The sequence below is a fragment of the Pseudoalteromonas sp. QJM3NY_22 genome, assembly GCF_056173065.1.
In genome coordinates, this window is sequence record NZ_CM149655.1 from 2,151,211 (window position 1) to 2,176,039 (window position 24,829).

A 24,829-nucleotide genomic window follows, 5' to 3' on the forward strand; every position below is an offset into this window, starting at 1 on the left:
TCATACTAAATGTTTATTAAGTATAACCTCAACAACGTAGTTAGTATTAACTAAAAGAAAGTAATCAAACTGGGGGAATTGATAGGGGGGAGAGTTGTTGGGTTTGGATACTAAAAAGGTATGCTTTTAACATACCTTTTTGGTTATATTTAGCTTTTAATCACATTTATCAACAATTACATAAATACTACTTAAAGCACCATTGCTGCAATCCAGCCAAATATCAGCAGCGGAATGTTAAAGTGAATAAATGTTGGAATAACAGAGTCTCTAATGTGGTCGTGCTGGCCATCGGCATTTAAACCCGATGTTGGGCCAAGCGTTGAGTCTGAAGCAGGGGAGCCTGCATCACCTAAAGCGCCCGCAGTACCAACAAGTGCAGCAGTAGCCATAACAGAAAACCCAAGGTCTAAACATAAAGGAACAAACAAAGTTGCAATAATTGGCACTGTTGAAAACGAACTACCAATTCCCATTGTAATTAACAACCCGACTAACAAAATAACACCGGCGGCAAGGGGTCTATTACCATCAAAAAGGGCGGCTGCGCTGTGTACTAAGCTTGCTACATCGCCGGTTGCTTGCATAACTGAAGCAAAGCCTTGTGCCGATATCATAATAAAGCCAATCATGGCCATCATCGCAACGCCTTTACTAAATACGTCGCCGTTTTCTTCCCACTTAACTACACCAAAAACACTAAATATCATTACACCTACTAAGCCACCTAAAATCATTGAGCCACTTAGGTTTTGTGCAACAAGGGAGGCAAGTACTGCAAAAAGTCCTACAGTCATTACTTTTTAGGGTTTTCGACATCAGTCGATTTACTCTGGGTTGTTAATGGGAGCTCGGTGTATTCGCGGCGTTTTCTGTAGGTAATAAATACCGCAATAAGTAATCCAATAAACATACCTAATGCGGGAATTATCATCGCCATAGGGACTTGGGTATTTACAATGCCTAGACCGTTATCAACTAGGTTTTTGTGCAAAATCGAATATAAGTAAATACCGCCAAAACCATAAGGAAGCACCATGTAAGACGTTGCTAATCCAAATGTTAAAATACACGCTATAGCACGCCTGTCTAATCTTAACTGATTAAAAACAACGAGTAACGGCGGGATTAAAATAGGAATAAACGCTATGTGTACGGGTACTAAGTTTTGCGAAGAAATCGCACAACCTAAAATAATTAATAAAATGAAGTAACTTAAAAACGTTTCATTCCCGCTGCCTTTAGTATTTACTTTAGCAAGTAACTTATCAGCGAGAATGCGTGTTAAACCCGACTTAGAAATAGCAACGGCAAAAGCACCGATCATGGCATAACTTAGTGCAATTTCAGCTCCGGCAGAAAGGCCAGAGTTAAATGCATCAACACTTTCTTTTATACCCAAGCCTGCAGTAAGACCTGCAACTAACGCGCTTATTATCATGGCAACAATGACGTTAACACGAGCCAGAGATAGCCCGAGCATTAAAATAACGCCTATAACAACAGCATTCATAGTATTCTCTATTTGGAAATTTTAATTAATTTTATCAGATCTTTAGCCTGAGTTTTACGCTCTTTCGTAAAAGGTTTTTTACCATAGCGTACTTGGTTAAATAACTGCCTAAAAGTGTTTATAGATTGTGCAGAATGAGGAAGTTGACCAGCAAAAAAGTCTAACTGCTGACTCGGTGTTAAATTATCGGGTGTATTTATTTTTTGTTTTTTAGCCCATGCTTTTACTTCATAAAACTCTTTAACCATAGGCGCTAATTTAGCCGGGCGTTTTGGTAAGTTTAAATAAACAAAATAACCTATAAAACAAAAACCAGCTGTTAGTAAAACCATTAATGGTACAAGCCAAATATTTTTACTACCAAAAATTGATTTTAAAAAATCATTTTGTTTTTCTTCGTCAAAACCAAGTACCCAGCTAGACCATTGATAATCGAGATTTTCAAGTTCAAACCTTAACCAATTAATAGCAGGGAAATTATTTAAACTCACTAGACCAAAATCAAGGTTACTTTTAAATTCGTCATTCAGCTCTTCGTTTTGCGAAAGTGAACCATTTAAACGCTCTGGTGCGACAACTGCGGTTGCATCAAAAATAATCCAACCTTCGTTTTGTAAATATACTTCTACCCATGCATGTGCGTCGTACTGACGAACTGTTAACGTATTATTATCTTGATTTAATTCACCGCCTAAATAGCCACTTACTAGTCGAGCGGGTATACCTGCGGTTCTAAAAATGTACGCGGCGGCACTGGCATAGTGGCCACAAAAGCCACGTTGGTTTTCAAATAAAAATTGGTCAATTGTATTATCACCGCTCATAGGAGTGGGTGTTAATGTGTAAGTAAATCCCGTACCTGCAAAGTATTGTAATAAGCGATTATAAAAATCGCGATCAGAGTGTGTATTTTGCTTTAAGGTTTTAGCAAGTGATGATGTTTTTACATTCTTTTTATAAGCGAGGTATTTGTAGCGTTTTTCTTCAAATTCGCCAAGCGGTAAAGTTGTGAAGTTAAAGCTATTTACATCGTATTGTAAGTTTTTAGCTTGGCGACTTTTTTTACGTAATAAACCTAGCGAATTACCTTCAACATTTTGTGAGTTACTACTGGAATAGGCTAAACCATAGAGCCATTTTTGTGTAGCAGGCTCTGTAATAACTGAGTAGCTTGCAATAAGTTGCTCATCATTTTCGCTCTGCGTATTTGTTTTTACATTATTATATTTTAAAAAGTCAGACGTAAGCCACGCATTTCCATTAAACTCATCATGGACTATTGCTCGCCAATAATAAGGCGCTACAGGTTTTTCTTCATTAAATTTAGCTCTAAACACAAGTTCATCTGAGTTTGAAAGCTTAGCAATATCGAATGGATCGACTTGTTCAGAAAGCCCTGTTTTAGCAAGCTTAGGCCCAGGAAGCTGCCAAAAGGCGGGCATTTTTGGTAAAAAAAGCAGTAAAAATATAGCTAAAGGAAGCGCTAAAAGTAGCAGTTTACCGCTTTGTTTAGAGGCTATTTTTAAATTATGTTTGGACTCGAGTAGGCCAAGTACTGCAAAGTTTAATATGTATAAACCACTTACAGTTAAAGTCGTTAAAATGCTTTGGTTAAATAAGTACACCGATGAGAGTGAAAAAAACGTAAGCGTTGTAATTACATGATAGTGTTTTTTGGTTTTAGCCTGCAGCAGCTTAAATAAGCTAGCAAGTAGCAGCATGGCCACAAATAAAATAACCGTATCCGACATGCCTATTGTATAGAGCATTAAACCTAATGACACACCTGCGAGTATGTTTGCCAGCCAAGCATTTGGCGTTGGTTTATTACTCAGCGTTATGTAAAAGTTCCATGCACAAATAAGTGTAAGTACACCAACAAAAACAAGCGGTAAATGTGATATAAAAAATACAATCAAACATGCATATATAAAAGACAGCGAATAATTTATTACTTTTTCGTTTTTAAGTATGTCCATTACACATCACCATTAAATGAGCATAATAATTCTAAGCATTGCTGCTTATGTTGCTGTCCGGTATTTGTATTTATTGTTTTATTCGGTAGCTTTAACATAAAAGGGGTGTTTTTCTCGGTTGCTTCACACACTAAAAAGCATAACTGGCTTAAGCGCTGTTCTGTATCTCCATTCATTAACGTAAAATCGAAGAGCGCATTCGCTGTTTTAAAGTCTACAAATTCTTTAACTAACAACTGCTGTGTTTTTGCGTAATGCTTCCACGACACTCTTTGCAAGCCCATTTCTGGTAAGTGTGGGATAAGAGACTCAAACTCTTCGCTACCGGATTGTGTAGAAATACCTTTATCGGCTTGCTCATCAAGCATAGAAACATTCGCATCACTGTGTACTTGTTCAAGCGACGGATATACAAATACATCTTCTTGTAATTGAATGTAGCTCCAAACAGTTATTAAGCCAAAGGGATAGTTACTCGCTATTTTAATACGTTGCACTGAGTACTTACCGCGTGAGCTGTAGGGTAAGTTGAGTGTAAGTAACTGAGGTTTACTATCAACTTGGCCGGTATGTTTGTGAGTTTGCTCACTACCTTGATATGTTAAATTAATAGATTGGGTAACAGAAGGGCTTTGTAATTCAAATACAATACTCGGTTTTTGAGGAGCGTAGCTGTTAAATGCATCTTTAAATTTAACCGTTAAGCCTTTAGCGTTACTGTAGCCCATTAATACAGCAATAATCATCACCACAAACATAAGATAAGACATTATTAAAATTAAATTATTTTGATAGTTAATGCCCATCACAAAGTTTAAAATAGCCACAATTACAAAGTACCAACCTAGGGACGATGGCAGTACATAAATTGTTCTGTGTTCAAGTGTAATTGAGTTTTTTAAATGTTTATTTCTTAATAACTTATTAAATACACTTTGCTTAAATGACTTAAATAAAGAAGGGCGCTTAGCTGTTTTTTTTGGCATAAAAATTTATACCGGAACTAAAACGTTTTTTAAAATATCGTTTACTTGCGCTTCACCTGACTCATTATGCAAACCTAATCGATGCTGACACACACTTGCAAATACGGCTTGAACATCTTCTGGCATTACAAAATCACGACCATCAATAAAGGCCCACGACCTAGCCGCTTTAGCCAGAGCCATACTGGCTCGAGGTGATAACGATGCAGCAAAAGCGTTGCTTGTGCGTGTGTAATTAACAAGCTCTATAATGTAGTCAATAACCGGGCTACTTAAAGTGATTTGGTTTATTTGGCTTTGAATTGCCGCTAACTCTTGTTGGTTAATACGCTTAGGTAATTGGCTGTAATCTCGTTTTTGCATATTCAAAATTAAGCGTTTTTCGGCTTCTTTAGGTGGAAAACCTAAGCTAATGCGCATTAAAAATCGGTCTAATTGCGACTCAGGTAACGGGTAGGTACCTGATTGATAAAGCGGGTTTTGTGTTGCTATCACAAAAAATAGATTTGGCAGCGAGTATTTTTTACCATCGACTGTTACTTGTTGCTCTTCCATTGCTTCAAGCAACGCACTTTGTGTTTTAGGTCCCGCGCGGTTTATTTCATCAGCTAAAATAACTTGGCTAAAAATAGGGCCTTTATGAAACGTAAAACTGTGCTCGGTAGAGTTAAATACATTAGTACCCAGAATATCAGCAGGCAGAAGATCACTGGTAAATTGTATACGCTGATACGATAAACCTAACACAGCTGACAATGCATGAGAAAGAGTGGTTTTTCCCATGCCAGGCAAATCTTCAATGAGTAAATGCCCTTCGCTAAATAAGCATGTAAGTGCCAGTTTTATTTGTTGTTGTTTACCAAATATAACACTCGAAAGATCTTCTATAATCGCAGTAACAGTACTTTGCATGCTAACCTTATTATTATTCTATTAGTTCGAGGCGCTTCATTACGGTGTCTACTTTTTTTGCATTAAATGGTTTCGCAATAAACCCTTTAGCACCTAGCTCCCACGTGTTTTGCACATTTTCAAAACTGTTATGACCAGAGCACATTACAACGTGTGCGTGAGGGTAGGTAATATTAATAAACTCTAGGATATCTGTGCCATCAGAGTCAGGTAAATCTACATCTAAAAATATTACGTTAGGCGATTTTTCATCAATAACCGGTTTAGCTGAACTAAAGTCTACACTTTCTAAAATATCTTCATAACCTAGTTCGGTTAAAATCTGGTTTAGGTAATCACGTATTTCTTTAACATCGTCAATGATGAGGATGGGCTCTAGCGGGCGAACAAATTCCATATGTAGGTTACTTCTATTTTGAATACATCTAAGTGCTTTAATACTAAGCTAACCCCTTCATAAGCTCAAGAACGTTACTTAAAAAACACTAATAAATAAACAGTTTATAGGTCTGACCAACAGCCTATTTTAAAAGGATCACCTGCTTTTATATCTTCTACTAACTTATGTTTACATGAATTGTATTGAGCAATAATGATGTATCTACAACAAATTCCTTAATCCAGAACCTTATTTCCTCAAAATTTGATGTAACAAATTTGCTACTTAACTTATTGATTCAAAAATATTTACATATAGATTCGATTTTTTGTAAACGTTTTGTAATAAAAAATCGTTGACCTTCTAAATTCATTCTGTGATTACGCCCACCATATGAGCTTATGCTCACAAGTGCAATTTCATTAACCATTTAATGTTTTGCTCAGCCAGCCTCATCTATACACACTGAATTAATACCAATTTCATTAAATGAAAATGCAATTTAATAAAGTTGGCATCACACACCACACTCAATAAAGAGCTTATTATGTTGAATAATAAAAAGACTAAATTTGCAATTTCTCTCATAGCGGCAGCTATGGCTACATCGGCTCCAGCACAGGCTGATATTTCTGAATATTTAGATCGCGTTGACGTAGACTTTTTACTAATGCAAAACTTTCAGTCAATTCAGGCTAAAGACGGTGCATTTCGTTCAGAAGATGAAGAACAAGAATCAGGATTTGGGCGTATTAGAGCAAATCTAATGCTTAAATTTCATATTAACGAGTTCATTACTGCCGATATAGATATTGCAGAAGAGCCTAATGACTTTGGTGGCGAAGATCGTGACTTTTCATTTCACAACGATTTTGCAGGTGTTGAATTTGACTTACTAGGCCTCTATGGCACACCAAAAGAAAACGCAAATTTAACACTGCGTTTAGGTAACATTGGTGGGTCGCCCTTCCAATTTAAAGGTTTTCAAGACGGCGCAGATAACCAAAGTAATGCTCTTATTGGTAATGGTATTACCGATTACGCAACCGCAGAAAACGGTGCACAGCTAAGTTACAGCGAAACTTTCGATAGTGGTGTAGTACGTGCGTATAATGTTACAGGTCACATTACGACTTCAAGTTTCGGTGAAGCATTTCAAGAAGACAGAGGTTATAACTACCGACTTCAAGGTACTTTAGAATTTGAAGGTGGCTTTAAAGCAGGTTTAAACTTATTAAAACTTGAATTCAAGTATTAAGTGCAATCATTATGCAGCCACCAGAACTTCTGATTGCCCCGTAAATAACTCATGAGGGGTTTTATACCCTCTTGTTTTTCTTGGCCGATGGTTGAGCTTATCAACTGCCGCCTGTATTTCTGCTTCACTTAGCGACATAAAGTCAGTTCCCTTGGGGAAGAAGCGTCTAAGTAAGCCGTTGGTATTCTCATTTATGCCCCGCTCCCATGATGAATATGGGTGAGCGAAATACACATCCGCTTCTAATTTTTGTGCAATATGCTCATGGTGAGCAAACTCTTTTCCATTATCTAAAGTCACGGTAATAACCTTACCTTTATAGGGTGTCATACACTTGATCAGCGCATCGGCTGTTATTTTCGCATGCTTGCTTTCAATTCTGTGAACGACTGTATATAACGTTTTACGTTCAACCATTGTAACAAGGGCATTTTTACGCCCTTTGCCTATCACTGTATCGCCCTCCCAATCACCAATCCTAGACTTTGAATCCACAATACTTGGGCGTTCATCAATACTGACTCGATTAACTATCTGTCCACGTTTATCGTAGCTTCCATAGCGTTTTTTATACTTTTTACATGCACGAGTGAGTGTCTTATGTAGTTCACCACCACGAGCCTTGTCTCTGTAAATATATTGATAAATCGTTTCATGATGCAAAACGACCTTTTTCTCTAAAGCTAAGCGGCCTGCCACCTGCTCTGGCGAAAGTCCGTCAACCAACAATTTATTAATCCAGTCAGTAACATCATCTGTTAACTTACTTGCTTTGAAAGATGACTTGCGTCTTTGCTCTGCAAAATTATTGGCTTGGTTAGGTCGATAGCCTTTAAGCCCTTTATTGCGTTTTAACTCTCTAGAGATAGATGACGGTGAACGAGTGAGTTCATCAGCTATCTGTTTTTGGTTATTTCCTGCTTTTATTAACGCGTAAATCTGGTATCTTTCTGCTTGTGTCAGCTGTTTATATTTCATTAAAGCAATTTCCTTTGGCGAGAGAATGGCCGAATTATAACAGCTGGCCATCTAATCTGAGAAATTGCACTTATTATCCGAATTTAGGAAAGCGAATCAAGGCGACCAGTTACGTTTTGAAAATGGCGTAGCAAGTCTTGATGGTGTAACCACAACAAACTATCGCTTTGGCGATGGTGAAAACTATAATTTCTCAGCGTCACCTTCGAATGAGCGTGACACTCACGTTGGCGCAATGCCAGGGCTTGAGCAATCAATCATCCAGCTTAACTTAGCTTATCAACCATCTGACGAAACTAGTCTAATTTTTATGGTTGGTAAATCATCTGATGACTACACATTTGCAGATGCCGCTGGTAATGCAGTTGCCGGTATTACCTACTTTGGTACAAGCGGCATAGCTGATGAAAATGGCACTACTTTTGATTCAAACAGTGTAATAGAAGGCGACTCATCGGTTGAGTACTTCGTGTTTGAAGCACAACAATATATTATTCCTAAAAAGCTATATGTAGCGGCTCGTTATGCAGAAGCCGAAAACACTTCCGACTTAATTGAACAAACAGACAACACAGTAGAGCGTATTCAAGTAGCCGCAGGTTACTGGTTTAACGATAAAACGCTTTTAAAAGTTGAGTATGTTAACCAAGAAGAAGGTGTTAATTCGGGCGGCCAAATCGGTAATGGATTTGACGGCTTCACTTCTGAAATATCTGTTAAATTTTAAATCATTATCTAACTAGTCTAACTATTTATACAAAGGACCTAAAAAGGCACTTTGCGGGCAGTTTTATGCGTTAAAACTGCCATAAATAGAATTGGTAATAGATTGAAATTTAATAGCACTTGTTAAAACATAACGTGTATGGGGAATACCCGATGAAAAATAAATTAATTATGCTCGCGTGTGGCTTTATAAGCATGGGCGCTGCGGCAAAAGAAACAATTACAATAGCGACTGTTAACAATGGTGACATGATCACCATGAAAGAATTAAGCAGTGACTTTACCAGCCAAAACCCTGATATAGATCTAAAATGGGTCACTCTAGAGGAAAACATTCTTCGCCAACGTGTCACTACTGATGTTGCAACAAAGGGCGGCCAATACGATGTTATGACCATAGGTACTTATGAAGTACCAATTTGGGGCAAGCAAAATTGGCTAAAAGAGCTGGATAATTTAGGTGAAAACTACGATTTAGACGATTTAATTCCGGCAATTCGAAGCGGTTTAACCATTAATGACAAACTTTATGCTGCGCCATTTTATGGCGAAAGCTCAATGGTTATGTACCGCACTGACTTAATGGAAAAAGCAGGGCTGACTATGCCTAAAGCCCCAACATGGGACTTTATACGCAAAGCCGCCAAAGCCATGACAGATAAAAAAGAAGGTGTTTATGGCCTTTGTCTACGTGGTAAAGCAGGTTGGGGCGAAAACGTTGCACTTATTACATCCATGGCTAATTCGTTTGGTGCGCGTTGGTTTGATGAAAATTGGAAACCACAGTTTAATACCCCAGAGTGGGAAAATACCCTTCAGTATTATGTCGATGTGATGAAAGAATCTGGTCCTGCTGGTTCATCAGCAAACGGTTTTAATGAAAACCTTGCACTATTTCAAACCGGAAAATGTGGTATTTGGATTGATGCAACCGTTGCAGGCGCATTTGTTACTAACAAAAAAGACTCAGAAGTTGCCGATAAAGTAGGGTTTGCACTTGCGCCAGATAACGGTTTAGGTAAACGCGGTAACTGGTTATGGTCTTGGACTTTAGCCGTACCGGCAAGCAGCAAAAAACCAGATGCCGCAATGAAATTTATTAGCTGGGCAACATCTAAAGAATACACTCAACTTGTAGCCAACAAGAAAGGTTGGGCAAAAGTACCGCCAGGTACACGTAAATCACTTTACAGTAATCAAAAGTACATGGATGCAGCACCGTTTGCACAAATTACCTTAGATTCTATTCAATCTGCAGATCCTAAAAATCCGACCGTTAAACCAGTGCCTTATGTAGGTATTCAATTTGTTGCTATTCCTGAGTTTCAAGGAATTGGTACAGCTGTTGGGCAACAATTTTCAGCAGCATTAACTGGCCAAACGACCGTTAAGCAAGCGCTTAGTACGTCTCAGCACCTTGTTGAGCGAACAATGCGTAAAGCTCGCTACCCTAAATAACATGTACTGGGCGGGTAAGTACTCAAACTTACCCAATATTTTATGTCAATTCTATTTACTTGTTAGTTATAAACGCTATCAAGGGTTTCTGATTTTCACTTGATAGTTAACAAGTAAATAGAATTGGCTTTTTTAAGGTCACCTTTATGGCAACAACTAACTCGCGCACGCTTGCTCGGTTTATGCTTCTTCCTAGTGTAATTTTATTACTTGCTTGGATGATAGTTCCGCTGTGTATGACACTGTATTTTTCATTTATTGATTACAACTTACTCGTTCCTGGGGATAAAGAGTTTGTAGGCTTTTTAAACTATGAATTTTTCTTAACTGATCCGGCTTTTTTTGAATCATTTTTTAACACGCTTTACTTAGTTACTGGGGTTTTACTTATCACTATTTGTGGTGGTATTGGCTTAGCTATTTTACTAGACCAAGCAATATGGGGACGAAATTACGTTCGCATTATGGTACTAGCCCCATTTTTTGTAATGCCAACTGTGTCGGCATTGGTATGGAAAAACATGCTAATGAACCCAGTTAATGGCTTATTTGCACATTTCGCGATTTGGCTTGGCTTTGAACCTATCGACTTTTTTGCTCAAATGCCGTTATTTTTAATCATCATAATTGTGTCTTGGCAGTGGTTACCGTTTGCAGCATTGATACTACTAACAGCAATACAGTCATTAGATCGTGAACAATTAGAAGCGGCTGATTTAGACGGAGCTGGGCCATTTAGTAAGTTTTTTTACATCGTTTTACCGCACTTATCGCGCGCTGTAACAGCTGTTATTTTAATCGAAACTATATTTTTACTGTCAATTTTTGCTGAAATATTAGTTACAACTAGTGGCGGCCCTGGTTATTCGTCAACCAATATTACGTACTTAATTTACACGCAATCACTGCTTCAATTTGATGTAGGCGGCGGTTCGGCAGGGGTATAGTTGCAGTTATTATTGCAAATATAGTCGCTATATTTTTAATGCGCTTAATTGGCAAAAACTTGGAGGGTTAATTATGACTATAAAAGATAGCCGTCGTTCCAAACTAATTTATACCATTGCTGCATGGACAATAAGCGGCATGATTTTCTTTCCAATTTTATGGACGTTAATCACCAGCTTTAAAACGGAAGCAGAAGCAATTTCAGCAAGCCCAAGCTTATATGCGTTTGATTGGACGCTCGAAAATTACCGCGATGTACTGTCACGTTCGCCATACTTTAACCATTTTTGGAACTCTGTGGTTATATCGTTAGGTTCAAGTTTGCTGGGTTTATTAATTGCTGTACCTGCTGCTTGGTCTATGGCTTTTGTACAAACTAAAAAAACAAAGCATTTATTAATGTGGATGCTTTCAACCAAAATGTTACCGCCAGTAGGGGTACTTATTCCGATTTATTTATTGTTTCGAGACTTTGCGTTACTCGATACAAAATTAGGTTTAGTGATTGTAATGACACTCATTAACTTACCAATAATGGTATGGATGCTGTACACCTACTTTAGAGAAATACCAAACGAAATACTTGAAGCTTCACGTATGGATGGCGCAACAATTGGTGAAGAAATATTCCATGTTTTATTACCAATAGCCTTACCAGGTATAGCCTCAACATTATTGTTAAATGTTATTTTGTCATGGAACGAAGCATTTTGGACACTTATTTTAACCGCTGCGAATGCTGCACCTTTAACGGCATTTATTGCCAGTTACTCAAGCCCTGAGGGGTTATTTTACGCTAAGTTATCGGCAGTATCTGCCATGGCCATTGTGCCAATTTTAATACTTGGTTGTTTTAGTCAAAAACAATTAGTGCGTGGATTAAGTTTCGGCGCAGTAAAATAGGAGAATACACATGGGCAGCATCACACTAAAACAAGTCACTAAAAACTTTGATGAAGTTAACGTAATTAAACCACTCGACTTAGAAATTAATGACGGTTAGTTTATCGTATTTGTTGGGCCATCAGGCTGTGGTAAATCAACATTAATTCGTATGATCGCAGGGCTTGAAGATACCACCAGTGGTAATATAGAAATTGATGGCATTGACGCTACAAAAACACCGCCTGCAAAAAGAGGCTTAGCAATGGTGTTTCAATCCTACGCGTTGTATCCGCATATGACAGTGCGTAACAATATTGCTTTTCCTTTAAAAAGAGCCAAAGTTAGCCCTGTAGAAATCGAAAGTAAAATTGCTAACGCCGCTAAAATTCTTAATTTGACCGATTATTTAGACCGAAAGCCTGGGCAATTATCGGGCGGTCAGCGCCAGCGTGTAGCGATAGGGCGCGCAATTGTACGTCAGCCTTCGGCATTTTTATTTGATGAACCGCTTTCAAACCTTGATGCGTCACTACGTGTAAATATGCGTTTAGAAATATCTGAATCACATAAAAGTTTAGCTAAAACAATGATTTATGTTACGCACGATCAGGTTGAAGCTATGACAATGGCAGATAGAATCGCGGTATTTAATGCCGGTATTATTGAACAGGTAGGCACACCTTTAGAGCTTTATAAAAACCCAGTAAACAAATTTGTAGCTGGTTTTATTGGCTCTCCAAAAATGAATTTTATAGATGCTCCACAAAATGAAGATACGAATGTTAGTTGTATTGGTATACGACCAGAGCATATAACACTCTCTACTGAGCAAGGAACGTGGGCTGGTACTGTCGGTGTAATTGAGCATTTAGGATCGGAGAGCTTTTTACATATAAATATTGAAGGCAAAGGGACCGTAACAGTAAAAGCAGATGGTGATTGTCCGTTAAAATATGGCGACAGTATTTACCTAAGCGCACCGGCTGATAAAGTATTAAAGTTTGATAATAACGGTTTAACAATTCGCTAGAGCCAATCTTTAATTACCTTAAATAGCACCTTTATAAGGGTGCTATTAACTAAATTCTAATTACATAATCCTATGAAACCTAGGTATTTTTTATTAAGGAATGGTATATTTACAACTATAAATAACAAAAACGTTATTAATAAATAGATACTCCAAAATTAATAAAATAATTTATATAGCAGCACATATAATTGAAATTATGTAATGAAAATAAGGACTTAGTTTTCCTTCTATTTTAAGAGGTTTACGTGGTAAAGCTATCAAATACAGAAATTAGAAAGCTAGATGATGCAGCCAGAGCAGGGTGGTTATATTATGTTGGCGGTAACACACAAGATGAAATTGCTAAAAAGCTAAATATATCTTGCCAATCTGCACAAAGAATGGTCGCATTATCTGTGAGCCAAGGATTAATTAAAGTTAGACTTGACCACCCGATTGCCAAATGTATGGATTTAGCTGAAAAATTAAAAAGCCGTTTTGGGTTAGATTCGTGTGAAGTTGTACCGAGCGATCCCTCAGAACCTTCATCTACATTAGGTTTGGCTCAAGCTGGCGCGGCAGAAATAGAACGTCATTTAAAATCAGAACAACCCAAAGTACTTGCTATGGGAACCGGTCGAGTTTTACGTTCATGTGTAGATGAGCTAAGAACCGTTGATTGTCCGCAACATAAAATTGTAGCAATGCTAGGTAATATGGCTTTGGATGGATCGGCTTCACCTTATGATGTTGTAGTAAGAATGGCCGAACACACCAATGCAAAACATTATCCAATGCCATTGCCAGTTTTACCCAGAAGCATTGAAGAAAAAGAACAGTTACACGCACAACAAAATATTACCGGTAATTTAAAACTCGCTAAAGATGCCGATGTAACATTTGTGGGTATTGGTAGCTTAGGTGAAAAGTCGCCATTACATATAGATGGTTTTATTGATGCACAAGAACTTAAAGAGCTACAAGATCTTGGTGCTGTTGGTGAAATGATTAGTTGGGTGTTTGATAAAAACGGTAAGCTTTTAGATTGCACAGTTAATCAGCGTGTAGCAAGTACGCCATTAAAAACAAATGCTAACAAACAGATTTATGCGATAGCTGCTGGTGAAGAAAAAGTGTTAGCCATTTTGGGCGCAGTAAGGTCAAACATGATCAGTGGATTAATCACTAACGAATATACAGCTGAGCGTTTATTAAGTATTGATTAAACAAATTGAGAAATAAAGTATCTGTATTAGTAATACCTGTTATTGTAATAAAACCACTTAATGTCCGATACCGTCTAGTATTGGACATAGTAAGGGCGCATTTAAGCGCTCTTTCTATGTATACATTAACCACCTATAATTTACATTATGTTAAATAGTATAAATAAATACATAACTGTAAGGGGCTGTTCATTTCTAGAATAATGATGATGTGATGATTTTCGCCCTCATCTTTTGGAAAAGCCCATTATTACTGGGTTTCGTTAGTTTATAGTGTGAAATTCTATTAAACACGATTACGTATGGTTTTAGACGAAAACGTTCAAACTGACTCATTACTCAATCATTCCTGCTCATTTTACGTTTAGAATTAGATCATTCTTGATCGTTTAACTTTCCTTTAAACAGACTTTAAACGCCTTTTAAATACGGTTTAAATATTTTGAACTGCCAATGTTTAAATTTTCTCAGCCGCTACAATCGTATTAAACTGAGGGCCTAAGTTAATCGCGATCATAAAATCTTGATATGATAATTTTACTTGGCTGCCTATGTAGGTAAACGTATTTGGATTTTGAACAGCGTTCATTAATATCTGGATTTGTTCAAGCGTAAGCTGGCCAATTAAAAACTTTTCAATTTGAGCACTGCTGACTGTAACAGCGCTACTATATATAGGTGCGTTTTTACGTGACAATTCATTTAATAAATTTGTAGGCAAGTGCCCTAGCGTAAATTGCTGGCTATCTGGTACTGACTTTTTAAGCGCTAACTTCGCTGCTTGTAAGTTTACCTTCTTTATATAGTACTGCTGAGATTTTAAAATGGCTTCGTTAAATTGTGGGATTGCTAATTTTTGGATATCGGTTGATAAAGTCATTACTGATTTACCCGCTGCAATGTCTGCGCCTAACCATGCTTTGCCCGGATTATAATCCCAGCCTAAATCTATGCCTGGCAATTTATTAAGTTCTTCACCTGTTGATGAATCTACAACTTTGAATGACTCCATAAATTTATTAACTTTTTCAGGTTTGCTAATTGATAAACCCATGCGTGCAATATCTCGCGCATTAAGTGATACCACTTTACACCTACAGTTATAACCATTTGGTGGATAATGCGTATCCCAAAACGGATGATCAACTGGTAATAAAATGTAATTCCACTTGCCGTGTTCAGGTCTAACGAGACTATCACCGGCAGTTAAATATAATAAATAAGGTCTGCGCTGTTTTATCCGTTCTTGTTGTTGCCAACGGCCAGCTGCTCGCGCGGTGTTTTTATTATTTTGATAAATGACTTTTGATCGCCAGCCTCGTTTACCATTGTATGACCAGCCATGATCATCAACTATTTTATCAAAACGTTTTCTAAAGTCCGATATCGTCTCGCCATCACTAATTGCCGAATCTACCGCTTTATAAAAATCGTTAAGTATTGATAGCTGAGTTGCACCGGCAACAGTAAATGCTTTTGCGTGAATTAAGCCCTGCAAATCTTTATATGACTCACTTGTAAGCTTAATTTTATCTTTGAAATGAGAAATGGCTTCCTTGAACTTAACAAGGTCGCCATATTGTGGAGCTGGTAAGGCCATATTAGTGCTCTTTTAACGACTGTTGAATGTCTTGAATTTCGTTTCTACGTGAATTATCACGGCTATTACCAAAGAAGAAATTCAATATTGACGCTACAACGGTGCCTAAAATAAAGCCCAAAATGGTATCTGCAAAGCGTGTTGCGGTATCTGGAATAGTTAAAAACGTTATACACCCTATGTATATAACGGTTGCAACCGACCAGAACCACGCATAGTAATAAATGAAGCGTTTAGAAAACTTATCATCTTGATTAAGTGCTGCAATCTGCATATTGCGGGCGCTTTGAGTGTTTTTAAACGCTAAATCATCAAGCTCTTTTTCACGGTTTAAAATGGTTTGCCGTAACTCTTGTTGTAATGCACTGGATTGCTGAACCAGATTTAATGCTTGCTCAGGCGTGCCACCATTAGTAATGGTTTGCGCAATATCTACCACTTTAGACGCGACCTTTGATCCATTGTCGCCCCCTATCCAACCGCCTATTTTTTTATCCAGGCCTGTGAGCTTTGCTATGCCAAGTGCTATTGTAATTGGGTCCATAGTTATACCTTTATATAGTCGTTGTAAGTTTTACCACCAATTTTAATAAGCTCTAAACAATCCAGTTTTTTATACTGACGAACGAGGCTTTTAGCGGTTGTAAAATCGCATGTGTTGTATTCGGTTATTTCATAAAGCTCAGGCATTTCTTTTTTTGCACGGCGCTTACCCCATGCTTTTTCTGCATCTTTGATTGATTTGGCTGTGTATCTGGCGCGGGTTCGTTTACGCCAAACATCAGGTATACACGCAGGGCGTTCGTTATCTTTAGAGTACCAACCACCTTTAATTACATCGTCAACGTACACAACTAAACTGGTTTTAGACTCAGATACACGACCACGTGTAACAGTTATTTCAAACTCACCGTATTTGAAAATAACCGAGCCAAAAAAGCCTGCTAAGTGCTTTTCTATCTCTATCCACTGCTCTTTTGTGATGGCCATAAGCGCCCCGCTACAGTTTTGCTATATCGAGTGAAATTGCTTGCTCAATGCCTTTATCATCCTGCTTGTAAAAGCGGATAAAACGGCAAGAATCAACCACACCAACCGACTCAGCAATAATATTCATGGCTTTGGTCCACTTGCCTGAATCATCTGAAATTTCGAGTTTACGCAGGGCTAAAATTCGTTGCGGATTAAGTGATCCTTGCTTATCGGTATTAAACGTTTTGCTAACAATGGCTTTAATATTTTGGTTGCCACCTTCGGTCCATTCGTCCAGGCATTGATCAATTAATTGCTTGGCAAGGGTAAGCTCTGGGCCAAGTTCAATGCGCTCTTGGGTTTGTAGGGTTACTTTTAATTGGCTGTCAAAGGTGCGTAGTGTCACATTGCCTTTTTTACCGCCTAAGTTAACGCCATGTTCTTGGGCTAATAGCTCTATAAAATCGTCTGCTTCAGCCATTAAACTTTGTTTAAACTCTGCCAGTGCTTCTTGCATATCAACGGCTTTATCAATGGCTTTTTTAACAAACTCGTCTTTGATCAAGTCTGTTTGTTTGATGTTGGCAATAGCTACTAAATTGCTTTTGCCGTCTTTTAAATAACCATCAGGAACGTTATTCATCATCTATCTCCACAGTTTTAGAATTAGCCTCATTCATGCCTGCCATAAATTCATACTCCATTGCTGTTTGGGCAACTTCTGCCAGTGCTGAGTCTGAAATATCAGGGAATTGTGAGGTGATTTTTTGTTTAAGTTCGTCCAGGTCTTTTGATGCCTGAGCAAAATGAAAAAGCTTTTTAATGGTGTCTTCACTTGCGTGATCAAACACATCAAATTCGTTGGTAAGCTCTACGTTATCGGTTGTCTTTTTGGCAAACTCAGATTTAGCAGCCGTGGCTATGCCTTGGCCTTCTTCTGGTACATCTAGGATTGTTTCGCCGTCTTTAGGCTTTGGTACACCGAGTTCTTGATAGGCCCAATCTTCACCAACGGGCACAATACGGGCTGTCTCGCGCACGCGGGTTACGGTGTCAGTGTTGATCTCGCGTTTGTCTTTAAAGATGAATTTAGGCGGCTCGCCACCATCGAAATTTACAGTGTGAAGCGAGTTTAAAAGTTGGTTGCGAAATGAAGCCACAAGCACCCTGTCTGAGCGCTGATTATCGCCTGCTCGTTTTGCGTGGGTTTCGCTTGCTGCACGTGCGCCCCCATTTTTTTGCTCTGTTGCCAAGGTCTGGCTGGTTAGCGCTTTACTTATTTCAGCATTACAAAAGTTTACCAGGCGCTCAGGGACTGGCTCGCCAGATATTTTGCTCTCGATGATCTCAATGCTGGTGTCATCAGGTATGGCGGCTATGCCGTCTTGTACAAGCTTAGCTAATCCGTCAAGCAAGTTATTTATATCTGAATCTTTACTGCCTATTGGGTATTTACCCACAGGAAATGGAATACCAAAGCGCTCGCACAGCTGTACAAAAAACTTAAAGCCGCCATGCTTGAACGTCCATGGCCAAAAACAGCTACTTAATAACGCGATACCATACGGGTTTTCGGCGCTTGGCATGTGGCGAACGCACGACCAACGGCGTTGATCGACTAACTCGCCTTGTGGGTTGTCGCTGGTTTTAACAAGCAACTCGTGATCACTATTAAACGCAAAGCGGCTGTTACGCCAGGTCTCTACATATTCGGGTTGCCAATGGCCATCGTGTTTAATGTATTTGCCTAAGTGGGTAACGCTAAAGCCATTTAAAATGGCGCTGTAGTTGTGCCAATCCATATCGGCCCATTCTGTATGGGCACAAGGTTTTTTAGCAAAAAAGGCTTTAGCTAGTTCATAACTTTTTAAACTGGCTGCATCGTCACCGCCTGGCACTAGCTCGGTATTAAAGCTAAATAAGCCACTGCGTAATGAACGCAATTCACCTATAACATGCGCATCACGGGCTATTTCTTCATAAATAGCGGTGTTTTTACCCGCGCGGCGTAGGATTGGATCTGGGTTTGGTAGCTCAGTAATAAGCGACGTTAGGCTTGGATCTAAACGGTTTTGGTCAAACATACGGTTAAGTGCAGCGTATGCTTTAGATGTAACGCGTGGTTTGCTATACATGATAGCCCCTTATTTGTTTAGTTACTTTGCGGCTATTAACACGGGGAATACCGCCCGCACCGGTGCTGGCTACCATCCATAAAATGGCTAATCCACAGCTTAGATCGTAGTGATGGTTTGTTTGCTTTTCAGGCCAGTTTTCAAGCTCGTCAAGGAGTAAACGACACCGTGAATGAAAGGCAATTTGTGCTGGCGTGTTTGTAACATAGGTCTCTAACGAGCCGATGCGTTCCTCTGCAGGTATGGTTGCAGTAACACCACGTAAAGGCAGTGCTATACCTTGCTCTAGGCCTGTTGTAATAAACTGGCTGCGCATAAAATCAAAGGCGTTGTTGTTCTCAAAGCCCCACACACGGCAGTTATATTCTTTTTGTGCGCGTATTAAATCGTTAAGTAAACGGCTGGTACCACGTACTTTACGGCTTTCATATTCAACGTGTAGTTTTTGTAATTCATTAGAGTAAAAGCCCACTAATATAGCGCTAGGGTCGGCTTTTTCTGTTTTGCCCATGCTTGGGTCACATGCGCCATAGGGTATCCATTCGTTTAAGCGATCAACCCAAAAATCAAACTGATAAAATATGGCTTCTTCGTCGCTTTTGGCAATGCCTTGCATTTCGCGGTTAAACTCACGCTTATTAGCTGCCCACATACACATCAAATCGTAAAGCGTACGCACACTTGGCCAGCTTGTTTTAGCGGCTTTAAGCATTTGTTTTTTATTTTTTATCCAAAACTTAAATGACGGTTTTTGCTCTGTAGAAACCGCTTGTCCCTTTACCGCTGCGCGTTTTTCAAAGCGCTTGTCATCATGTACCATTAAATCGCGGCATTGCTCCCATAAATCCATGCGTTCTGGCATTTGTTTAATGGCTTTAAAGCGGTGAACAATATGCCCTGGTGCTTCTTCGGCGCGGCTTATTGGGTCATCGTTATTTAAAACTGTGTTTACACCTAAAAACTTAACTGTTCCGTCGGGTGGGCCAAGGTATTGCACGGCGGCCTCTAAAAAACGCCAGCGGTTATCACGCTCAGTCGGTGATTTAGCCTCGGCATCTGTAATAATGTCATCTGATAGTAGTAATTTAGGGCGGCTTGCACCATGGAACGTACCGCGTACTGATTGCTCAGCACCACGGCTTTCAAAACGAACACCTTGAGCTGTTACAAACTCACCTAGCTTCCAAACGGGGGATTTTTGGCATACTTCGGGAAAGTCCAGCGCCAGATTATTATTGTTAAGCAACTCGGTTTTAACGACCTCTAATGTTTTGGTTGGCATTTTTGTTTCAGCACCAAACAAGATAACGAAATCGATAAATTGACTTAGCTTTTGTAAACCAAGTTCTTGGCAAATATCTTGGTCTTGCAATAATGCTAAAACAGCCACATACACCGGCGCTATTTTTACGCCCAGTGTACTTTTACCCTCACCACGCGGGGCCACAAACCAGTTTTTCCAACCATTTTTAAGCTTGAGGGCTTCGGGGAACCAGTTCATAAAATAGCTTTGGAATTCAGAAGCCTCTTGATCGTCGTCAAGCCACATGTGATGCGGAAAATACGTATATACAAAAAATTCAAAATCACCTGCTAATACGCGTTTACGGCGTGCTTTAATGGCAGCAGGACTTGGATCAATATTACGTTCTTTTGCTTCAATATCACGGCGTAGCGAGCTAGTTATTTGTTCTATTTCAGCTAAAAACTCACGTGAATTCATATCTGCCATTAGTCACTTAACTCCTGATCGAGTCGTGGACCAAAGGCGGTAAGTATTTCAACAAATTCGGGCGCAAAGTCGGGGTATTTAGTTGATACAAACTTAGCAAGAATTTTTAACACCTCGGTGGCAATGGTGCGCTTTTCAAGCTTTTTATTACCGCCCGATACCTTCATTACTTTGCTCATCATATCGGTGAGTGAGCTAAGTACTTTGGTGCGTTGTTCAAGTGGCAGCGCTGCGCCCTCGGCTGATTTTAAAAGCTCAAAGGTTTCGTTAACTTGAATGGTGAACTCTTCAATAAAGTCGGTGGTAAACTCCCCTGCTGTACCCTCGCTGCGGCGGCTTGCTGCACGGGCTAAGTCCCAATCGTCGCCGTTGTCTTTGGCTTCCATTTTCCAGCGACGTGCTGTACCGTCTGCCACGCTGTGTTTAATAGCCGCTACGCTTAACGCAAGCAGCTCTGATACATAGCTATGGCGTACGGCGTTTTTCTTTTCTGCAGGGTGCGCCATTAGTTCATCAATCCATTTTTTACGGCATAGGCAATCAACGACACCGCTAAACCTGCAGTACCACCCATAGCCGCCACTTTAACGCGCTGGTTAGTAAGTTTTTCTTCAACCTTAGTTAAACGTTCATCCTGCTTATTAATCGCTGCAATTTGGCGTTTTTCGCTGTCCTTTAGCTCTACTTTTAAAGCATCGGTTACAACCTTTTGGCGTGCTTCGCTTTTTTCGATACTTTGGTGAATATCTGCTTTTATCTCTGCAACACTGTTTAAAATGGCTTCTTGGCTGGCTTTAATTGAACCAATAGATTCAAACAGTAGGTTTTCTTGCTCTGGGGTCATGGGTGGTCCTTACGGGTTAAATACTTTAATGCCCGTCCATGTAGGCGTGCGTACATCAAAATGAAACCAACTCACTTGCCCTTCTATGGCGGTGATGTATGGGAATTCTTGCGGGTGTGCTAATACGTAGTCGCGTACTTGCTGTGCAGTGTAGTTTTCAAAGCTGCAGTCGAATGCTTTGCCTAGCTTATGTTGGCTGCGCTTTGCCCCAATAGTGCAATCAAGTGGACGATAGCCACGGTATTGATTAGCGCCGCCCCAGCTCCAACTATTTACGGTGCATGGCCCAAATGTGTTGCGTAACTTTTGCAGCATACGCAATGCGCGATCATCAAATAGATTGATCAAAAACAAAGGGTCGTCTTGATAAAGCTCAAACGTGGCTTTTGGTACTAATTCTTGAAACGTAAAGCTTGGGGCAGTCGGTACTACCACTTTTCTTTTAAGCGCCATGCTGTTGAGTCCTCATTTTGGTTAAACGTTGTTTTGTTAGGACGTAACAGGCAGGTAAGCGAGTACTGCGCGCCGGCTTTTTGTTCGCTGGGTTTAGCAGCTGTTTAACGCGGGTACGCAATGCGGGCAGGTCTTTTAGCGGGCAACGGCGAGAAATTGCAATTTGCTCGGCTTTAGAACTGGCCTTAATAATTTGTTGAGCTAAAAACTCAATAAATGGCGCATGCACTGTATTTGTCATGCTGGTAGTAAATCAATTTAGGGGATTGGGTAACACTGTAAAGTTGTTTGCGGCTGGGGCTTTCGAGCTGGTCTATTAGGTTAAATTAAAAAGGCTTACTAATACAAGGGGGCAAGCCAATTTAATTTAAATGAGGTTTAAACATGGTTTAAAGCAGTGTTAAAAGTTCGTTTAGTAGGTCGTCTACTTGGCGTTGTGTAAGCGTACCTTCTTCAAGTGCATCTTCAATCAGCTGCCTAGCGTCATCGTTTAACGCCATTTGGTTGTTAAAACATACACGGCGCAGACTACCGCCATTGATGTTCATGCCAGCGGTCACTTGCGGTGCTTCGCCTTCAAATTTTACTACGTAAGTTTGGTATTCAGTTTCCATCATTTACCCTTAATTTCTCTAAATGCTTCGCGGTATTCGTCCATCATGCCTGTAGTGTTTAGGCCAAATAACTTGCGTTGGTTGATATACCGGTTAAGCAGGTTTAAACCGTATTCGTACTGCCACCGCTTTGGCTTTTTGCCGCCGCTAAGTTGCAACGCAGTGAGCAGTACAAAGTTATTGTTTTGCATTGCTTAAATGCGGTGGTATTTGTGTGCGCACTTCGTAGTGATCAGTAATTTTTAAAAATGCACAATCACAGTGCCAACAGGTTGATAGTGTGTCCCATACTTGATCAATACCAGGACGCGTTGTGAGTAATTGCTTGTTACAGCTGGGGCAATCAAACGTAAGTAGTGGTACGCCACGATCAGCTAAACGTGTAAAGTGCTGCTGACATTGGGCTTTTAATTCAGTGTTGTTATTCATGTTATTTCTCCGCGATTGACGAAAACTTATCTTCTTAAAATGTTGCCATTCTTGGTATTAACATCACCATGAACTTGACCACATGAAATGTTACCGTTTTTGGTGGTGGCATTTTTAACGTTTCCGTTAATAACTATATCGCCATCATCTGAGGATATATTTTCAACGTCCCCCTCAATAATTATGTTTACCTGTTTACCTTCAACGCTTTCTAGATCAGTAATATCAACACCGCCAATAGTAATCTTGCCATTAGCTATACAAAGGTCACCACTGCCAGAGTGGGTGATTGTCTTACCATTTATTGTTAGTTTGTTCATTTTAATAACTCCTACAAACTTAAATTTAATTGTGTTTCGTGCGCCCGTTCGTCTTGGTATGCACTGTAAATACTGCTTACTTGCTGGCGGGTGATCTTAAAACGCTTAACCAGCTGCTGAATGTTGCAGGCTTTAGCGTCCAGGGCTTCACAAATTTGTTGATTGCGAATTTGCATAAGCACTTTGTGTAGCATAGGTATTTGGTAGCTTGAACCTACGTTTGCTTCTATTAACTCTTGCACCAGGGCTTTACCAAACACTTTAACTACTTCGTGAACATCGGTTGGCTTTTCAGGGATATAAAACATTTGCCCCTGCTGCTCAGTAAGTACCGCAATGGTTTGTTCAACACCCAAGTGTTTAACAATACGGCGCAGGCCGTGCGGTAATGCCCGTAAATCTATGCTTGATTCGCTCATGATTGCTCCTCAAATAAATAATCTAAGCCGTTTTCGCGATCTAGTCGGCGTTGCTCTTGGTGTGCCTCTACGTCACGGCGAATGCGGCATTTTGCTCGGTCTGCAGCTTTAATTGGGCGATAGCGTTCTTCCTCTGTGTAAGGCGGCTTACGTGGGTTAATAGTGAAGTTTTGGTACTCTTCGTAATTAGCCATTTACGCCCCCTGCTTTACTTTATGGCGTGCAAGCCATTGTTTAAGTACTTCGATAATATGCGGCCATTGCTGGGCGCTTTGGCTAAGCTTTTTACCCTGCAAGTGACTTTCACAAAACGAGTCGCATGCCCCTTTTGAATCGATATTTACCGCACCTGCGCGGCTTAATTGGCCCCACAGGCTGTAAATCATTTTTAGCTGAGCCGGTAACTGTTTTTTTCCTGCATTTGGGTTCATAGCGCGGTAACGTGTAAGCAGCTGTTGTTGCTCAAGCTTGGTAAGCTTTACGCATGTATTAGTGCGGCCATTACATATGTACGACACATTTAGTTGGTGGGTATCTTGGTCGATACCCGCCGCCTTTTGTGCAATTTTGATTTGTTGTATTAAACTCATAACGTTCTCACTCATTTAAGGTTTTGTTTTGCAGACTTACCCAAATCACAAAAAGCAGCTAAATCACGCCATAACCCAACGAGATAGCTTAATACACGCATTTTCTGACGATGACGTATTTCAGCTTTGTGCCATTTTAACCACCCTTCCAGGCGCAGAGTTTCACGTTCTTCAAGCTTTTCAAGCTTGGCGAGCCAAAAATTATACTCGGCTTGTTGAGCAGTTAAGCCTTCCTGCTCAAAAGACATTTCAAGAGAGTAGTCATGAGGCCCGTCTTCTTGGTCGCTTGGCTCTATTGCAGATATACAATGAGTCAATTTCACTTCTAACTCCCTTAATTGACTCAAATATATTGGAGGTGGAGCTAAGCGCTCCTGAACAAATCGAGCAATTGTCTCGCGTGTTCCAACGCATACAACGCAAGTACACAGACGAGTGGCCTTTCGATGACTTTCAGTCGC

Annotated in this window: 26 protein-coding genes and 5 pseudogenes; 7 read left to right on the forward strand and 24 right to left on the reverse strand. The window is 39.7% G+C overall.

From position 1 onward, the window contains the following. Window positions 1–191: 191 nt before the first annotated feature. The 5 genes and pseudogenes from AC0VZ4_RS09605 to AC0VZ4_RS09625 all read right to left on the reverse strand — a co-directional run bounded on the left by AC0VZ4_RS09605 (window position 192) and on the right by AC0VZ4_RS09625 (window position 5,787). Window positions 192–1,513, reverse strand: a pseudogene (locus AC0VZ4_RS09605) (Na+/H+ antiporter family protein). 8 nt (window positions 1,514–1,521) lie between these two features. Beyond that, window positions 1,522–3,492: a transglutaminase TgpA family protein gene (locus AC0VZ4_RS09610; protein ID WP_475441569.1), complete on the reverse strand. Its 1,971-nt coding sequence runs from the start codon at window positions 3,490–3,492 to the stop codon at window positions 1,522–1,524. Beyond that, a complete protein-coding gene (locus AC0VZ4_RS09615; protein ID WP_475441570.1) occupies window positions 3,492–4,478 on the reverse strand; it encodes a DUF58 domain-containing protein in 987 nt (328 codons plus the stop codon). Before AC0VZ4_RS09615 ends, AC0VZ4_RS09610 begins: the two co-directional genes overlap by 1 nt. Before the next feature lie 6 nt (window positions 4,479–4,484). Further along, entirely contained in the window at window positions 4,485–5,390 is a 906-nt protein-coding gene (locus AC0VZ4_RS09620) for an AAA family ATPase (protein WP_475441571.1), read from the reverse strand. 13 nt (window positions 5,391–5,403) lie between these two features. Beyond that, window positions 5,404–5,787 (reverse strand): response regulator, encoded by a 384-nt coding sequence (locus AC0VZ4_RS09625; RefSeq protein ID WP_007377149.1) that lies wholly within the window; start codon window positions 5,785–5,787, stop codon window positions 5,404–5,406. Window positions 5,788–6,316: 529 nt separating this feature from the next. On the opposite strand from AC0VZ4_RS09625, the pseudogene AC0VZ4_RS09630 reads away from it, so the two are divergent. Next, window positions 6,317–7,009: pseudogene (locus tag AC0VZ4_RS09630) on the forward strand (hypothetical protein); the annotation flags it as partial. A 27-nt stretch (window positions 7,010–7,036) separates the two neighbouring features. On the opposite strand, the gene AC0VZ4_RS09635 reads toward AC0VZ4_RS09630, so the two are convergent. Beyond that, window positions 7,037–8,005, reverse strand: a complete 969-nt coding sequence (locus tag AC0VZ4_RS09635) for an IS30 family transposase (protein WP_475441477.1) — start codon at window positions 8,003–8,005, stop codon at window positions 7,037–7,039. Between the two features lie 88 nt (window positions 8,006–8,093). Between AC0VZ4_RS09635 and AC0VZ4_RS09640 the strand changes: the two are divergent. The 6 genes and pseudogenes from AC0VZ4_RS09640 to AC0VZ4_RS09665 form a co-directional block, all read left to right on the forward strand. Next, window positions 8,094–8,732 (forward strand): annotated as a pseudogene (locus tag AC0VZ4_RS09640) (hypothetical protein); the annotation flags it as partial. Between the two features lie 152 nt (window positions 8,733–8,884). Next, complete coding sequence (locus AC0VZ4_RS09645) at window positions 8,885–10,189, forward strand: ABC transporter substrate-binding protein (RefSeq protein ID WP_475441572.1); 1,305 nt, start codon at window positions 8,885–8,887, stop codon at window positions 10,187–10,189. 146 nt (window positions 10,190–10,335) lie between these two features. Beyond that, window positions 10,336–11,207, forward strand: a pseudogene (locus AC0VZ4_RS09650) (carbohydrate ABC transporter permease). A 2-nt stretch (window positions 11,208–11,209) separates the two neighbouring features. Further along, a complete protein-coding gene (locus AC0VZ4_RS09655) occupies window positions 11,210–12,040 on the forward strand; it encodes a carbohydrate ABC transporter permease (protein WP_475441573.1) in 831 nt (276 codons plus the stop codon). A gap of 10 nt (window positions 12,041–12,050) precedes the next feature. Further along, window positions 12,051–13,052 (forward strand): annotated as a pseudogene (locus AC0VZ4_RS09660) (ABC transporter ATP-binding protein). Window positions 13,053–13,300: 248 nt separating this feature from the next. Continuing rightward, window positions 13,301–14,260 (forward strand): sugar-binding transcriptional regulator, encoded by a 960-nt coding sequence (locus tag AC0VZ4_RS09665; RefSeq protein ID WP_475441574.1) that lies wholly within the window; start codon window positions 13,301–13,303, stop codon window positions 14,258–14,260. A gap of 457 nt (window positions 14,261–14,717) precedes the next feature. Here the strand turns inward: AC0VZ4_RS09665 and AC0VZ4_RS09670 are convergent, their stop codons facing one another. The 18 genes from AC0VZ4_RS09670 to AC0VZ4_RS09755 all read right to left on the reverse strand — a co-directional run bounded on the left by AC0VZ4_RS09670 (window position 14,718) and on the right by AC0VZ4_RS09755 (window position 24,691). After that, window positions 14,718–15,860: a phage head morphogenesis protein gene (locus AC0VZ4_RS09670; RefSeq protein ID WP_475439538.1), complete on the reverse strand. Its 1,143-nt coding sequence runs from the start codon at window positions 15,858–15,860 to the stop codon at window positions 14,718–14,720. A 1-nt stretch (window position 15,861) separates the two neighbouring features. Next, window positions 15,862–16,404, reverse strand: a complete 543-nt coding sequence (locus AC0VZ4_RS09675) for a hypothetical protein (protein WP_475439539.1) — start codon at window positions 16,402–16,404, stop codon at window positions 15,862–15,864. A 2-nt stretch (window positions 16,405–16,406) separates the two neighbouring features. Next, the gene (locus AC0VZ4_RS09680) at window positions 16,407–16,850 is read right to left on the reverse strand and encodes a hypothetical protein (RefSeq protein WP_096793092.1); all 444 of its coding nucleotides are present in this window, start codon (window positions 16,848–16,850) and stop codon (window positions 16,407–16,409) included. A 10-nt stretch (window positions 16,851–16,860) separates the two neighbouring features. Continuing rightward, window positions 16,861–17,478 (reverse strand): DUF3164 family protein, encoded by a 618-nt coding sequence (locus tag AC0VZ4_RS09685; RefSeq protein ID WP_232525528.1) that lies wholly within the window; start codon window positions 17,476–17,478, stop codon window positions 16,861–16,863. Then, window positions 17,468–18,967: a phage portal protein family protein gene (locus AC0VZ4_RS09690; RefSeq protein ID WP_475439540.1), complete on the reverse strand. Its 1,500-nt coding sequence runs from the start codon at window positions 18,965–18,967 to the stop codon at window positions 17,468–17,470. The genes AC0VZ4_RS09685 and AC0VZ4_RS09690 overlap by 11 nt, the downstream gene beginning before the upstream one ends. After that, a complete protein-coding gene (locus AC0VZ4_RS09695) occupies window positions 18,960–20,699 on the reverse strand; it encodes a hypothetical protein (protein WP_475439541.1) in 1,740 nt (579 codons plus the stop codon). The genes AC0VZ4_RS09690 and AC0VZ4_RS09695 overlap by 8 nt, the downstream gene beginning before the upstream one ends. Further along, on the reverse strand, window positions 20,699–21,205 hold the full coding sequence (locus tag AC0VZ4_RS09700; protein WP_475439542.1) for a DUF1804 family protein: 507 nt from the start codon (window positions 21,203–21,205) through the stop codon (window positions 20,699–20,701). Before AC0VZ4_RS09700 ends, AC0VZ4_RS09695 begins: the two co-directional genes overlap by 1 nt. After that, the gene (locus AC0VZ4_RS09705) at window positions 21,205–21,543 is read right to left on the reverse strand and encodes a hypothetical protein (RefSeq protein ID WP_475439543.1); all 339 of its coding nucleotides are present in this window, start codon (window positions 21,541–21,543) and stop codon (window positions 21,205–21,207) included. The genes AC0VZ4_RS09700 and AC0VZ4_RS09705 overlap by 1 nt, the downstream gene beginning before the upstream one ends. A 9-nt stretch (window positions 21,544–21,552) precedes the next feature. After that, window positions 21,553–21,996 (reverse strand): hypothetical protein, encoded by a 444-nt coding sequence (locus AC0VZ4_RS09710; RefSeq protein WP_475439544.1) that lies wholly within the window; start codon window positions 21,994–21,996, stop codon window positions 21,553–21,555. Beyond that, on the reverse strand, window positions 21,986–22,237 hold the full coding sequence (locus tag AC0VZ4_RS09715; RefSeq protein WP_475439545.1) for a hypothetical protein: 252 nt from the start codon (window positions 22,235–22,237) through the stop codon (window positions 21,986–21,988). Before AC0VZ4_RS09715 ends, AC0VZ4_RS09710 begins: the two co-directional genes overlap by 11 nt. A gap of 148 nt (window positions 22,238–22,385) precedes the next feature. After that, window positions 22,386–22,613 carry a hypothetical protein gene (locus AC0VZ4_RS09720; protein WP_475439546.1) on the reverse strand — a complete coding sequence of 76 codons (228 nt, stop codon included), beginning with the start codon at window positions 22,611–22,613 and terminating at the stop codon, window positions 22,386–22,388. Beyond that, on the reverse strand, window positions 22,610–22,801 hold the full coding sequence (locus tag AC0VZ4_RS09725) for a hypothetical protein (RefSeq protein ID WP_475439547.1): 192 nt from the start codon (window positions 22,799–22,801) through the stop codon (window positions 22,610–22,612). Before AC0VZ4_RS09725 ends, AC0VZ4_RS09720 begins: the two co-directional genes overlap by 4 nt. Then, window positions 22,788–23,039 carry a hypothetical protein gene (locus AC0VZ4_RS09730; protein ID WP_475441575.1) on the reverse strand — a complete coding sequence of 84 codons (252 nt, stop codon included), beginning with the start codon at window positions 23,037–23,039 and terminating at the stop codon, window positions 22,788–22,790. The genes AC0VZ4_RS09725 and AC0VZ4_RS09730 overlap by 14 nt, the downstream gene beginning before the upstream one ends. Before the next feature lie 26 nt (window positions 23,040–23,065). Continuing rightward, on the reverse strand, window positions 23,066–23,359 hold the full coding sequence (locus AC0VZ4_RS09735; RefSeq protein WP_475441576.1) for a hypothetical protein: 294 nt from the start codon (window positions 23,357–23,359) through the stop codon (window positions 23,066–23,068). A gap of 11 nt (window positions 23,360–23,370) precedes the next feature. Further along, complete coding sequence (locus AC0VZ4_RS09740; protein ID WP_475441577.1) at window positions 23,371–23,778, reverse strand: Mor transcription activator family protein; 408 nt, start codon at window positions 23,776–23,778, stop codon at window positions 23,371–23,373. After that, the gene (locus tag AC0VZ4_RS09745) at window positions 23,775–23,972 is read right to left on the reverse strand and encodes a hypothetical protein (RefSeq protein WP_475439551.1); all 198 of its coding nucleotides are present in this window, start codon (window positions 23,970–23,972) and stop codon (window positions 23,775–23,777) included. The genes AC0VZ4_RS09740 and AC0VZ4_RS09745 overlap by 4 nt, the downstream gene beginning before the upstream one ends. After that, entirely contained in the window at window positions 23,973–24,368 is a 396-nt protein-coding gene (locus tag AC0VZ4_RS09750; RefSeq protein ID WP_475439552.1) for a phage protein GemA/Gp16 family protein, read from the reverse strand. 11 nt (window positions 24,369–24,379) lie between these two features. Beyond that, window positions 24,380–24,691 (reverse strand): hypothetical protein, encoded by a 312-nt coding sequence (locus tag AC0VZ4_RS09755; protein WP_475439553.1) that lies wholly within the window; start codon window positions 24,689–24,691, stop codon window positions 24,380–24,382. Window positions 24,692–24,829: the final 138 nt, after the last annotated feature.